The 12,422-nt window shown below is 69.0% G+C and carries 14 protein-coding genes; 8 read left to right on the forward strand and 6 right to left on the reverse strand.

The window, feature by feature from the left end; genetic code table 11:
* Positions 1 to 28: 28 nt before the first annotated feature.
* The gene (locus tag ACNAVT_RS28000; RefSeq protein WP_416300506.1) at positions 29 to 952 is read right to left on the reverse strand and encodes a ketopantoate reductase family protein; all 924 of its coding nucleotides are present in this window, start codon (positions 950 to 952) and stop codon (positions 29 to 31) included.
* 86 nt (positions 953 to 1,038) lie between these two features.
* Here ACNAVT_RS28000 and ACNAVT_RS28005 point away from each other — a divergent pair, with 86 nt between their 5' ends.
* Positions 1,039 to 1,602, forward strand: coding sequence for a CGNR zinc finger domain-containing protein (locus tag ACNAVT_RS28005; RefSeq protein WP_416300508.1), 564 nt, complete (start codon positions 1,039 to 1,041; stop codon positions 1,600 to 1,602).
* A gap of 133 nt (positions 1,603 to 1,735) precedes the next feature.
* Positions 1,736 to 2,350 carry a TMEM175 family protein gene (locus tag ACNAVT_RS28010; RefSeq protein WP_416300510.1) on the forward strand — a complete coding sequence of 205 codons (615 nt, stop codon included), beginning with the start codon at positions 1,736 to 1,738 and terminating at the stop codon, positions 2,348 to 2,350.
* 165 nt (positions 2,351 to 2,515) lie between these two features.
* On the opposite strand, the gene ACNAVT_RS28015 is transcribed toward ACNAVT_RS28010, so the two are convergent.
* On the reverse strand, positions 2,516 to 3,457 hold the full coding sequence (locus ACNAVT_RS28015) for an aminoglycoside phosphotransferase family protein (protein ID WP_416300511.1): 942 nt from the start codon (positions 3,455 to 3,457) through the stop codon (positions 2,516 to 2,518).
* A gap of 294 nt (positions 3,458 to 3,751) precedes the next feature.
* On the opposite strand from ACNAVT_RS28015, the gene ACNAVT_RS28020 reads away from it, so the two are divergent.
* On the forward strand, positions 3,752 to 3,910 hold the full coding sequence (locus ACNAVT_RS28020; RefSeq protein ID WP_416300513.1) for a hypothetical protein: 159 nt from the start codon (positions 3,752 to 3,754) through the stop codon (positions 3,908 to 3,910).
* Between the two features lie 15 nt (positions 3,911 to 3,925).
* Here the strand turns inward: ACNAVT_RS28020 and ACNAVT_RS28025 are convergent, their stop codons facing one another.
* Positions 3,926 to 5,341 carry a nitrilase-related carbon-nitrogen hydrolase gene (locus ACNAVT_RS28025; protein ID WP_416300515.1) on the reverse strand — a complete coding sequence of 472 codons (1,416 nt, stop codon included), beginning with the start codon at positions 5,339 to 5,341 and terminating at the stop codon, positions 3,926 to 3,928.
* A 152-nt stretch (positions 5,342 to 5,493) separates the two neighbouring features.
* On the reverse strand, positions 5,494 to 5,910 hold the full coding sequence (locus ACNAVT_RS28030) for an SRPBCC family protein (protein WP_416300517.1): 417 nt from the start codon (positions 5,908 to 5,910) through the stop codon (positions 5,494 to 5,496).
* Between the two features lie 284 nt (positions 5,911 to 6,194).
* On the opposite strand from ACNAVT_RS28030, the gene ACNAVT_RS28035 reads away from it, so the two are divergent.
* The 3 genes from ACNAVT_RS28035 to ACNAVT_RS28045 are packed head-to-tail and all read left to right on the forward strand — an operon-like array spanning position 6,195 to position 7,268.
* On the forward strand, positions 6,195 to 6,557 hold the full coding sequence (locus tag ACNAVT_RS28035) for a DUF2089 domain-containing protein (protein WP_416300519.1): 363 nt from the start codon (positions 6,195 to 6,197) through the stop codon (positions 6,555 to 6,557).
* Positions 6,554 to 6,814: a hypothetical protein gene (locus tag ACNAVT_RS28040; protein ID WP_416300520.1), complete on the forward strand. Its 261-nt coding sequence runs from the start codon at positions 6,554 to 6,556 to the stop codon at positions 6,812 to 6,814. The genes ACNAVT_RS28035 and ACNAVT_RS28040 overlap by 4 nt, the downstream gene beginning before the upstream one ends.
* A gap of 22 nt (positions 6,815 to 6,836) precedes the next feature.
* Positions 6,837 to 7,268: an SHOCT-like domain-containing protein gene (locus ACNAVT_RS28045; RefSeq protein WP_416300521.1), complete on the forward strand. Its 432-nt coding sequence runs from the start codon at positions 6,837 to 6,839 to the stop codon at positions 7,266 to 7,268.
* A gap of 214 nt (positions 7,269 to 7,482) precedes the next feature.
* Here the strand turns inward: ACNAVT_RS28045 and ACNAVT_RS28050 are convergent, their stop codons facing one another.
* Positions 7,483 to 8,598: a MerR family transcriptional regulator gene (locus tag ACNAVT_RS28050; protein WP_416300522.1), complete on the reverse strand. Its 1,116-nt coding sequence runs from the start codon at positions 8,596 to 8,598 to the stop codon at positions 7,483 to 7,485.
* A 245-nt stretch (positions 8,599 to 8,843) separates the two neighbouring features.
* Here ACNAVT_RS28050 and ACNAVT_RS28055 point away from each other — a divergent pair, with 245 nt between their 5' ends.
* On the forward strand, positions 8,844 to 9,776 hold the full coding sequence (locus ACNAVT_RS28055; RefSeq protein WP_416300523.1) for a GNAT family N-acetyltransferase: 933 nt from the start codon (positions 8,844 to 8,846) through the stop codon (positions 9,774 to 9,776).
* Between the two features lie 213 nt (positions 9,777 to 9,989).
* On the opposite strand, the gene ACNAVT_RS28060 is transcribed toward ACNAVT_RS28055, so the two are convergent.
* Positions 9,990 to 11,147, reverse strand: a complete 1,158-nt coding sequence (locus ACNAVT_RS28060; RefSeq protein ID WP_416300524.1) for a citrate synthase — start codon at positions 11,145 to 11,147, stop codon at positions 9,990 to 9,992.
* Positions 11,148 to 11,215: 68 nt separating this feature from the next.
* Here ACNAVT_RS28060 and ACNAVT_RS28065 point away from each other — a divergent pair, with 68 nt between their 5' ends.
* Positions 11,216 to 12,415: a citrate/2-methylcitrate synthase gene (locus tag ACNAVT_RS28065; RefSeq protein ID WP_416300525.1), complete on the forward strand. Its 1,200-nt coding sequence runs from the start codon at positions 11,216 to 11,218 to the stop codon at positions 12,413 to 12,415.
* The last annotated feature ends 7 nt before the right edge of the window (positions 12,416 to 12,422 follow it).

Raw genomic sequence — 12,422 nt, forward strand, 5'->3', positions numbered from 1 at the left:
AAGCGGCGGCTGGGCTTGGAGGCAGCAGCTATCCGCAGGTGAGACGCTGTTCGTGCACGCGCAGAGCCACCGCCGTCGCGTCCAGCAGAGGAGTGGGTACGCCGAGCGCACGGGCCCGCACCGTGAGGTCGCCGAAGATCTGCTCGGCCTCGGTCGGCTGACCGGCGATCAGGTCCCGGTAGAGCGAGGCGGTGTCGGCCGAGCCGGGCCGGGTCACGAAGGCCTGGACGTTGTCGAGGGCCTGCTTCGGCACCGGATACCCGGCCGCTGCGGCGACGGCCGCGGCCTCGGCGGCGATCTGCTGGCCGAGGCGGTCGCCTGCGGGGACCGCCACGGCGTCGCCCACCGAACCGCGCACCAGGGTGTTGAGGGCGCCGAGGGTGCTGATGAAGACCCACTTGTGCCACATGGCTCTGCGGATGTCCGGCGAGACGAAGAAGTCGAAGCCGGCGCCGGACAGCACCTCAGTGATCCGCTCGACACGCTGCGACGAGCCGCCGTGCTGTTCGCCGATGACGATCTCGGCCAGGGCACCCAACCGGACGATGTCACCCTCGGCGTCGAGCGTGGTGAGCACGCGGACTACGCCGCCGAGCACACGGTCCACGTCGAACCGCTCGTTCAGCGCGTCCATGTGCGCCATGCCGTTCAAGAACGGGATCATCGTGGTACGCGGGCCGACCGCAGCGGCGACGTCGTCGATCGCCGCCGGCAGCGCGGTGGCCTTCACCGAGACGAGCACGACGTCGTAGTGCCCATCAAGATCGGCGGCCGTGAGCAGCCGTGGCGTGAGCACGGTGTCGGTCCCGAGGCCGGTGATTCGTAGCCCGCGCTCGCGGAGCACGTCGGCGCGCCTGGGTCGGACGAGGAAGGTGACGTCCCGGCCGGCCTGCTGGAGTTGGGCGCCGAAGTAGCCTCCGGTCGCGCCCGCCCCGACGACAAGAGTCCTCATGCGCCGATACGTTACTAGTCGAGCCGGTAACACAACAGCGCTCCAGGCGTGACCTGGGTTACCGGTTGAACCGGTATCATCGAGTGGTGTTCCAGGATGAGGCGGCGTTCCGGTTCGTCGGCGGCCGGGTTTCGGTCGACTTCACCGCGACCCACGGCCTTCGGTGGCGCGACCCCAGCCTCGAGCGCATCCCTGCCCCGGCCGACCTCGCGCGCTGGTTCCTCGAGGCGGGTCTGACCGACATCCCCGTGCCGGTTTCGGCCTCGGCCCTCCGCAGCGCCCGTGAGCTGCGCGAAGCCCTCTACCGGTTGATGCGGGGCCGGGTCTTCCAGGAATCGCTGGACCGCCGAGCCATCGATGTGGTGAACCGCTGGGCGGCCAAGGCGCCACCCGCGGTCCGGCTCACGGCCGACGGTACGGCGAAACATCTCGTGGAACCCGCCGTCAGCGGGCTGCTGGCGTTCGTGGCTCGCGACGGCGTCGACCTGATCGGCAGCCCCCACGCCAACCGCCTGCGCCAATGCTCCAGCGACACGTGCACGCTGCTCTACCTGGACACCTCGCGGGCAGGCAGCCGCCGTTGGTGCTCCATGCAGGCCTGCGGCAGCCGCGACAAGATGGCCCGCTACCGCCGGCGCGCCGACGAGTGACCACCCGTCGCCATTCAAGCGTCCCCCACCGATCTCTGGTTCGGCAGACGCCTCGTCGCAGCGTCTGCTGTGCTTGTCTCCTACCAGGTCGCGGTGCACGACCGCGTGACCGAGGAACAAGGAGGGTGGTGCGGTGCCGACCAACCGGCTGGAGGCGTTCAGTGACGGCGTCCTTGCCATCATCATCACGATCATGGTGCTGGAGCTCAAAGTCCCGACAGGCCACACCTTCTCCGACCTCGTCCGCACGACCGGCGTCGGGCTGCTGACCTACCTCCTCACCTTCGTCTATGTCGGCATCTACTGGAACAACCACCACCACATGTTCCACCTGGTACGGCAGGTCCGTGGCGGAGTGCTGTGGGCGAACCTGGCGCTACTGTTCTGCCTGTCGCTGTTCCCGTTGACGACGGCCTGGGTCGACGACTCAAGGTTTGAACCGACCCCGGTCGTCATCTACGGTCTGAACCTGCTCAGCGCGGCCATCGCATACTTCGTGCTCCAAGCGGTGATCATCCGGCAGCAGGGACCGGCATCGGCGCTGAGACGAGCCATCGGCACCGACATCAAGGGCAAGATCTCGCCCGTGTTCTACCTCGCGGGGATCCTCAGCGCACTGCTGATCGACCGGAGCGGACCTATCGGAGTTGGGCTCGCCATGGCGTGTTTCGTCACCGTGGCGATCATGTGGGTCGTACCCGACCGCCGCATCGACCGGGCGATTCGCGAGAAGGAGACCCCCGACTGACGCCCATACCCCGACCACCACCGGCGCCGCGCCGAGCTGCGCGGCCGCTTCACGTACCAGTGCTGTCGGACGGGCCGACTGCCGGCGATGCCCGGGTTGCGGCGACGAAACAGGAACCCTCGCGGCGACCGGGAGAATCCCGTTCCCTTCAGGGCCGGGAGGATGTCAAGGCTCGGGTTTGATGGCGGCGGCGCTGGCCGTGTACTCAGAGAAGATCTCGCCGAGGACGTGCAGCGCGCTCGCGGCCGGCTCGTCGGCATCGCTCAGGGTGGAGGCGCAGGTGGCGAGCGTCTTCCAGAGGGCCCAGCCACGCCCGCGCGCCCATGTCGCCTCATCGACCGACAGCCGTTCCCGGAACGCCTGCCGGCCGTCAGCGGTCAGCAGTGTCCACGCGATTGCCAGGTCACAGGCTGGATCGCCGACGCCACATGTCCCGAAATCGATGACAGCTGCCAACTCCCCATCGATGAGCAGGAGATTTCCTTGGGCGACGTCACCGTGGAACCAGCTCTGCACGCCGTCCCAGCGTGCGTCCAGTGCGCTCTGCCAGATCTCGCGGGCCAGGTCGATGTCGACGTGGCCGTCGAGTGCCGTGAGCGCGCGCTGGGCTTGCACCTCGTAGGTGCGCAGCGTGCCGCCGCGGAACCAGTTGTGCTGTCCGGGGCCGGGACCATCAGTGGTGTCGACGCGCTGCAAGGCCGCCAGGAACCCGGCCAGGTCGAGCGCGAACCGGACGGGGTCGACGATCCTGTCCGCGCAAGCAGACTCGCCGTCGAGCCATGGGTAGACCGACCACGAGTAGGGGTAGCCCGCGCCGGGTTCACCTTTCGCCAGTGGGCTGGGGATGGGCAGCGGGAGTCGGGGGGCGAGCGCCGGAAGCCACCGGTGCTCCTTGTCGACCGCCAAGGCGTACTCGGATGCGCTGGGCAACCGCACTGACATCCGCGGGCCGAGGTGGAAGGTCCAGTTGTCCCAGCCGCCGTTGGCTACGGGCTGAACCGAGAGGCCGGCCCACTGAGGGAACTGGTCGGCGACAAGCCGACGCACCTGATCCGCGTCGACGGTAATGCGTTGGGGCAGGGGACCGAGGTGCGGTGTGTTGCTCACTGAGAGGTCCTTGTCTGACGCGGAAACTGAAGTGTGGTTCTGAACGACAGCTCACCGCCTGAGCAAACCCTTTGGCTACTCCATTTCGGATGTTGGCCTTGGCCGCGCGACGGGTTCAGGTGGTGCAGGAACGAAGGCAGCAATCGCCGACGCCCCTCGGGGGTGGGGCCGTGCTGCTGCCGGTCACACCTGTCGGCCTGATCACGCTGCTGCATCGGGTCGCCAGCCGCAGGCACGGCCTGCGGCTGTCCGCCAACGGCGTCGAGTTCCTGCCGTAACGGTGCGGTCGTACGTATGCGGTGGGCCGACATCCAGGGGATCACCGTGCTGGGGCAGCGCCGGACCGGTGTCATCGCACCCACTGGCGCCGCCCGGGCGATCGCCGACCGCGATTGGCGCACCGGCCGTATCGGCGAGTGGTTCCGGGTGTACCGGCCCGACCTCATGCCCTAGTGGATGGCGCCTGGGTCAGATCAGCGTTACCGCGATCAGGGCCGTCGCGGCCACGCAGCACCATCCAAACCAGTCTCCGAGTCGACTGTAGAGACTCGGGGTCGCGGCCAGCGGGATCTTGACGTCGATGGCCCTACCCTCGGCGGGGTCAGCCTCGACGACGATTCTGCCAAGTGCGTCGCTTACCGTGGCTCGGCCAGCGCGGGCGACGCGCGCCACCGCGACGCCCGATTCCACACCTCGTAATACCGCCATTCGGCTGTGCAGCCAACCATCACGGTCGAAGTCCCATGCTGGAGCCAGCAGCAGCTGCGCACCGCCGCGCCGGTAGGCGCGAGCCAGCCCAGGAAAGTCGAGATCTTTACAGATGAGCACACCTATGCGCCGATCAGTTGGCAAGTACAACAGGTCGCGACCCGGTCGGTAGGCGGCCTCGAGTCCCGGCAGCAGGTGGTGCTTCTGGTACTGGCTCGGCGGCTCGCCGGCAGCGCCGAAGGCCGCCGCGACATTGGCCGACGCGGTCTCACCCAGGCGAGCCACTCCGACCACGAGATCCACGCCCAGGTCGACCGCCGCCTGTGCAAGGGGCTGCATCTGGTCGACCATCCGGCTTTCGTCGACGCTGAACGTCACCTCGGGCAACGCGATGACTCTGGCCCCCCGACCCGCGAGGAGCCGCACCTGATTGATGTACCGGGAGACCAGTGCCGCGCCCTCCGGCGAGTCGATCGATACCGGCCCTCCGGGCTGCTCGACCGCGGCCAAACCGACGTGCACCGGCTCTGCGAGCACGGCACGCCGGCCGCGCCGGACGACGTACCCGATGAGCACGGCGACCAGTGCCACAGCGGTGAGGACCACTGCCGCCCGTTCACCGTCCGTGTGCGATGGTGCCGTCACGGCAGCGGCAACACTGGCCGGAAGCGCGAGCAACGCTACGATGCCCCAGACTCCGGTCAACGAGGCCACCTGTGTGACGACCGGAAGGTCCGCCTGCGAATAGGCCAGGCTCCACCACGCGCCGTGCGGCGACCCAAGCGCCACGAGGAACTCCATCGCCGCCCACGCCACGGGCAGGGTCAGGGCGGCCAGCGCCACATGACCGTCGACGAGGTGCGCCCGCGCAAGCCCCACGATGAACGCGACCCCTGCACAACCTCCGACGAACTGCATCGCGACCAGCAGCCGGGGCAGTTTCACGTCGCGGGTGTAGTACGACCAGAACCCGGATTGGCCGATAAGCCAGGCACCGGCGGCCACGCTGACCGCTACCAACCACGGCACTCTCGGCGCGAGCACGAGCAGCGGCAGCGGTGCTGCCCACACGGCAACCGCAACAGGTCGAAGCCCTGAACCCAGCCGATACAACCAGCCAGAGATCACGGCAACCGTCACACATACGGCGACCTGCCCGACCACCACACCGCTCACGACACGCCCAGATAGGACATCAGCGTTCCCGTCCGGTAAGGATAGCCCCGGATAGTACCGGCGGCTGTCGATGCCGACCGCGTCAGCCGAACGGCCGGTGCCAATTGTCTATCGCACGGCGCCTCCCGTACCTGAAACCTCTGAGGCGCGCCCTACCCGCTGGACGACGTTGCTCGGCGTTCGAGGGCCTTCTTGAGCAGGGCGAGGTTGGCGTTGACCAATGCCGTGTCCCGTTCGAACTCTGCGTCGGTCATCCCTGGCGAGCGGCGGAGCGTAAAGACCACCTCGCAGCCAGCGCCGCTCGCAACCACCCGCAGCGGCACATACACCGTCTCACCGGAGGGCGTCACTACCTCGTGGTCGAGCACCCCGTAGTCGTTTTTCGGGGCGAACGTCACCCGAACCCGGCCCTCCGGCGTCTCGATGAACCAGTTGTCGTCCATCCGCACCACTGAGCTGCCCAGGCCCGGCGCCCACCGAGGCAGGTTCGCCGGATCGGCGGCGAATGCGTAGACCTCCTCCACCAGCCGATCGATGTGCACCGATAGGTGCCGGGACTCAGCCGTCATGGGGCGATGATGTCACGGCCTGCGCCGGATGAAGCGCAGCACGGGATAGTGGGCTTGTCGGCATACTGCCGGCCCGTCTGGTTGCGGGTGCGTCGACGACGCCTGGCTGGGACGACTGCACTGCTGGCCATGACTGGGACAGGCGGATCGCGGACGACTGGACTCGGATGGTCCAGGCCATTCAAGATCAAATTAGGAAAGTTAAGATCCACGCGTTGACATATTAAAAAAGTCAATATAGAAATGAATGGAGGGTGATTCCGTCAAGAGCAGGGGAGTCGAGGGTGGACTGGCAGGAACTGACGGACCTGACGCACGGACGGCCGTTCGTGGTCGAGCGGGTCCGCCTCGCCGGCAGCGGCGTCGTGGTCGAGGGTCAGTTCGAGCCGCCGCAGCTGGCTCAGCTCAGCGTTGACGACCAGGTGTTCGTCGCCGCCTTCGTCCGGTCACACGGTTCGATCAAGGAGATGGAGCGGATCTTCGGGGTGAGCTACCCGACGATCAAGTCTCGGCTGAACCGGATCGCCGAGCACCTCGACTTCGTCGACACCGACCCGGCGCCCACCGGCGCCGACGTCGTTGACCGCCTGCGGCGGGGGGAGATCAGCGTCCAGGAGGCGCTGGCCGAGCTGGAGAGGTCCCGATGATCCCGCACCTGGTGACGGTACGCCATCGCCGTCCCAACGGCCGCTGGCTGCGGCTGTATATCCCTGTCCTGCCGGTGCTGCTGGTGCTGTCGCCGCTGCTGCTGCTCGCCGTGCTGGTCGGACTGGTCGCATGCCTCGCCACCCGGGTGAGCCCGGTGGGCGCGCTGCGCGGCATCGGGCGACTGCTGTGGGCGCTGCCCGGCACCCGGATCGAGGTTGAGCAGGGCCGAACGGCCGTGCTGGTAAGCGTCAGATGAGTCAGAAGGGGGAGGAGCAACAATGAACGAGCAGCGCCGCCAGATCCTGCAGATGCTCGCCGAGGGCAAGATCACCGCAGACGAAGCCGAGCGACTGATCGACGCCCTCCAACGAGAACAACCCGAGTCGCCGCTGGGAGCCGCACCCCGCCCGAAACCCCGACCCAAGCACCTGCGCGTCGTGGTGAGCTCGGCGGACAACTTCGGCGGCGACGGGCCAGGCCGGGTCAACGTCCGGGTCCCGCTGCAGCTGCTGCGCGCCGGGGTCCGGCTCACGAGCCTTATCCCACCGCAGGCGCTCACCCAGGTCAACGCGGAGCTGAACAAGTCAGGGGTACCGATCGACCTCACCCAACTCAAGCCGCAGCACATCGAGGAGCTCATCGAGCAACTCGACGACGTCACCGTCGACGTCGACCAGCCCGACGCCAAGGTGCAGGTGTTCTGCGAGTGACACCGCCGCGCCGCCGGACGCCGGCCCGGACCACGGAGTCGGGCAGCCGTCCGGCCGGCTGGCGGCCACGGGTGTCCACCCGCGTGACGGCCGGTGCAGCGTGCGCGACACCGCTGTCTACTCGATCATCGCAAGCGGGTGGCCCGCCGTCCGGGCGGAACTCAACCGCCGCCTCACAACGCCGAGACAGGTCCGCCACGCCGGTCGTCCGCCCTCAGGCTACGAGCAGGCGGAGACCGAGCTCCGCCGTGTCGAGGGCGACGAGGTCGCGGTTGCGCTCGGCCCACCGGCCTGAGGAAAGATCTTCGCGGAGTGTGCTGACTGCCCGTTGCTCAGCCTGCGGCCCGACTCTGGTCCATACCGAAACCGCGCGGCGTACATGTTCGTCCAGGTACGCCTCAGGCCGGCGCCAGTATGCCTCGAAGAAGCCGTCAGCGCAGTCCCACGGTACGAGCACCGGCTCCGCGCGTCCTCCGATCGCGCGGGTCAGATCGGCCAAGGATGGCCAGCCGACGAGGAGGTCTGCGAACTCAGGTAAGTAGTCGCGGGTGAGCCAGAACCGCTGACGCCAGCCGGTGTCATCGGCGTCGTACGTGAACACGACCACGCGGCGGGCCACACGTCGCATCTCGCGCAGCCCGGCGACCGGGTCCGGCCAGTGATGGACGGTGCTGACCGCCATCGCGGCGTCAAAGGACTGGTCCTCGAACGGCAGACTTTCCGCAGCGGCGGCCACGCACGGCGCCGCGCCCACGGGACGCTGCGCCCGCATGACCGCCGACGGTTCTACCGCCGTGACGTCGCGGTCGGGTGGTTCGTAGGAGCCGGTGCCAGCCCCGACGTTGAGCACCGTTCGTGCGTCCCCCAGCGCATCCCAGATGCGCGCGGCGATCCGTGGCTCGGTGCGCCGCGTCGCTGGGTATGCGGATCCGATGGCGTCGTACAACTGCGCGCCGAACACTTTCAGTTGCTCCTCTGGCGTCGTCCTGATTCCCATTGCTCGTGCCTCCAGTTCCCTGTCTATGGCCGTCACCATGGCAGCAGCGCGGTCGCGCTGGTCCATCAGCAGGCCGCGCAGCCGGCACAGGTGCGCGACTGCGTCGGTGGCCGGATCGTCAACCAGATTCGCGATCTCCCGCAATCCGAAGCCGAGCCGCCGGTAGGCGAGCACCTCTCGGAGTCGCTCCACATCGCCTGCGGAGTAGGCCCGGTGCCCAGCCGCGGTCCGCGTGGACGGCTCCAGGAGCCCGATCTCGTCATAGTGATGCAGCGTGCGGACGCTGACGCCGGCCAACTCCGCCACGCGCCCCACGGTCAGGTGCTCCTCCACGCCACCGACTATGTGGCATGACGCCGCGTGAGGAGCAAGCGCTTCGATCCGGAGAAACACACAGCCGGTCCAGGTGGTTCGTTAATGGGTTGCGCGTGAGGGACGCGCCGAATAGAACTGGTTGCCGGACCTATGAGGAAGGAGGGCTGGGCCATGTACGCCATGCACGCCGCGCTCGTGTCCTCCCGGGGTAACCAGCTGCGCTGATCCCGGAGCGGGCAGGGCGCCTCCAAACGGAGAATGCCTTGATTCTGCACCAGCATGACCTGACCCTGCGCCCGATCACCGGGCCTGATGAGCTGGACCTGTTCAACAGTTTGCCGTACGTCCTCAACGACGAGGTCGGTGACGACCTGGCTGCGGGCCGCCGCCGGCCGGAATGGCTGTGGCTCGCCCTGCGCGGTGATCGCGTGGTGGCCCGGGCCGGATGGTGGTCGCGGGTCGGGGACGAGCACCCGCTTTTGATGGACATCTTTGACATCGACGGCGACACCGACGACGGCGTGCGGTTGCTGAAGGCCGCGCTGCCCGCAGTGGTCCCCGCTGGCGTGGCGCCCCCGGAGTACGGCCGGTTCCTCCCCCCGGACTGGCGCGACCACCAACACACCCGGCAGGCGGTCGACGACCGGATGCGGGCTCTCGAACGTGTCGGAGCGAAGCTGTTCGTCGAACGGCTGCGCCTGGAATGGCGACCCGGTACACCCGTTCCCGACCTCAGCGGGCGGCTCACCTTCCGACCGGTTCGCGACCCGGACGAGCTCATCGAACTCATGACACTCGTGCTGGACGGCACTCTCGATGCGCACAGTCGCGACGGCCTGACCCGCATGACCCCCAGTCAGGCCGCCCAGGACCAGTACCACAACGAGCTCGACCGCTACGCCAGCCCGCACGAGTGGTGGCGGATCGCGACGCTACCGGACGGAGAACCGGTCGGGTTCGTGATCCCCGCACACAACGGTTACAACCCGATCATCGCGTACCTCGGAGTGCTGCCGGCACATCGCGGCCATGGCTATATTCACGACGTGCTTGCCGCGGGCACGAGCCTGCTCGCGGCGCAGAACGTACCGCGGATCCGGGCCGCCACCGACGTCGGTAACGCACCGATGGCGGCGGCCTTCGCCCGGGCCGGCTACGCCACCTTCGAGCGCAAGATCGACATGACCTGGCGATGACCACGCAGCGCTGGACCTGACCGACCTCAGGTCCAGCGCCCGTGGGAAGGTTCGTGAAACCCCGACGCGAGCCGAAGCTCCGAGCCGTCGGCTCGCCCGCGACCACCAACACCTGACTGCCAACTTCGAGGCCATGATCCGGCTCATGACCATCCGCCTCCCCGTGAGCCATCCCCTGCCGGCCTTCGGGGGAGGGCGCCGTGGGACGAACGCCTATGCCACGGGTGTCGAGCCGTCCGGCGGCACCGGTTGTGGCGCGTGAGGACCGACGTACCGCGAGTCCGGCCGGATGATCTTCGAGTCCTCGGCCTGCTCCAACACGTTCGCACACCACCCGATGACCCGGCTGGCGGCAAAGGTCGGGGTGAACATCTCCCGCGGCAGCCCGCACAGGTGCATGACGACACCTGCGTAGTACTCCACGTTGGTGTGCAGCTCACGGCCCGGCTTCAGCTCCGCCAGCAGTGACAGGATTCGCTCCTCGACGGCCACGGCGAAGTCCACCAGCTCTCCGCCGAGGCCCTGGGCGATTCCCTTGAGCATGCGCGACCGCGGGTCCTCGGTACGGTAGACGGGGTGCCCGAACCCCATGATCCGCTCGCCGTTCAAGATGCGCGAGCGCAACCAGGGGTCGGCCCGGTCGATGGAGCCGATGGCGTCGAGGGTGTCGAGTGCCCGGCTGGGGGCGCCCCCGTGCAGTGGTCCGGACAGAGCACCGAGGGCGCCGCCGACGCACGCGTAGATGTCGGCGCCGGTGGAGGCGATGACGCGGGCGGTAAAGGTTGACGCGTTGAAGCCGTGATCAACCGTCGCGATCAGATAGCGCTCGATCGCCCGGGCGTGCGGCTCGGACGGCTCCTCGCCCGTGATCATGTACAGGTAGTTGGCCGCGTGCGACAGGTCGTCGCGCGGTGCGACCGGTTGCAGACCCGCTCGCAGGCGGAACAACGCCGCGAGCAGGCTGGGCGTGAGGGCGCAGAGCGCCATCGCCTGCGCCCGCCGTTGCGCGGGCGAGGTGTCGTAGAGCGGGCGGGCGCCGGCGGCGAGGCCGGCGACGGCCAGCGCGGCGCGCAGCCCGCCCATCGGGTCGGGCGACGCCGACGCCGCCGCGATGCCGGGCAGCGCGGCGGCGACTTCCGGTGGGATGTGGCGCAGCGGCGCGATCACCTGGTGCAGGGCCTTGGGCTCGGCGGGCAGGGAGCCGTCGATGAGCAGCGTCCAGACCTCCTCCAGGGTGCGGTGCTCGGCCAGGTCGATCGCAGAGTACTGCCGGTAGTGGTAGAAGCCCTCGTGGCCGCGGACGCGGCCGATCGTGGTATCGGTGACCACGACGCCGGCAAGCCCACGCGGAACGGTGATGGTGTCAGCCATGCAAGCAGCGTCACGCCACCAGAGGGACCCCGTCAACGTTGATCCAGTCAATGTGAGACCGTGACCACATGTCCAAGGACCCCCTGCTGACGACTGCCGACGTGGCGCTGCGCCTGCGCGTCAAGCCGGAGACGATCTACGCGTACGTCAGCCGAGGGTTGCTCCCACGGGTCAAGGCCCCCGGCGAGCGGATCAGCCGCTTCCGGCTGACCGACGTCGAGCGGCTGGCGGCCCGCACGCAGGCGACCCGGCCGGAACGCGACGCCGCCCCGGCAATGCGGACAGCGACCACCCTGATCGCCTACGGCCGGCTCCACTACCGCGGACTGGACGCGGCCAAGCTCGCGCCGGTCACTCCGTTCGAGCAGGTCGCACACTGGCTGTGGACGGGCGAGTGGCACGGAGACGGCTTCGCGGCCTCCCCTGAAGTCCTCGACAGCACCAGGCGGGCGAGCAGCCACCTGCCCGCCCAGGCCCGCCTCTTCGACCGGCTGCCGGTGATCGTCTCCGTCGCGTCCGCGATGGATCCGCTGCGCTTCGACCTGGCACCCGCCACCGTGACGGCCCTCGCACCCGGGCTGCTGTCCACCATGGTCGACGCCCTTCCCTTCGCCGCCAAGGCAACCCCAGACGGCAGCCTCGCGGCCCGCCTGTGGTCGCGGTTGACAGTCGGGCCGCCGTCCCCGGCGGGCCTCCGGGCGCTCAACGCCACACTCGTGCTGCTCGCCGACCACGACCTGGCCGCCTCGACCATCGCGGTGCGCGTCGCCGCATCGACCAGAGCGAACCCCTACGCGGCCGTGCTGGCCGGCCTCGGCGCGCTCGACGGGCCGATGCACGGGGCGATCGGCAGCAGCGTCCACCGGATGGTCGAGGCCGCGCGGCGGGAGGGGGCGTCGGCGGCCATCGCCGAGTGGCTGCGTACCGGCAGGCTCCCCGGATTCGGGCATTCGCTGTACCCGGAGGGCGACCCGCGGGGAGCGGCCCTGCTCGACCTCCTCGCGGACCTGCCCATCGAGGGCGATCTGCGGCGCGCCGTCGACGACCTCACCGCCACGGCGGCACGGCGGAACGCCCTCCCCAACGTCGACTTCGCGGTGGCCGTGCTGGCGCACGCGACCGGCATGGGGCCGGGTGCCAGCGAGGTGATCTTCGCGATCGCCCGGACGGCGGGCTGGATCGCCCACCTCGTGGAGGAGTACGCCCAGCCGGAGAACCGGTTCCGGTGGAGCAGCGGCTACACCGGGCCGCCCCCTAGGTCGGCGTGAACGCCAC

Source organism: Micromonospora sp. SL4-19, from assembly GCF_047921475.1.
GTDB lineage: Bacteria > Actinomycetota > Actinomycetes > Mycobacteriales > Micromonosporaceae > Micromonospora.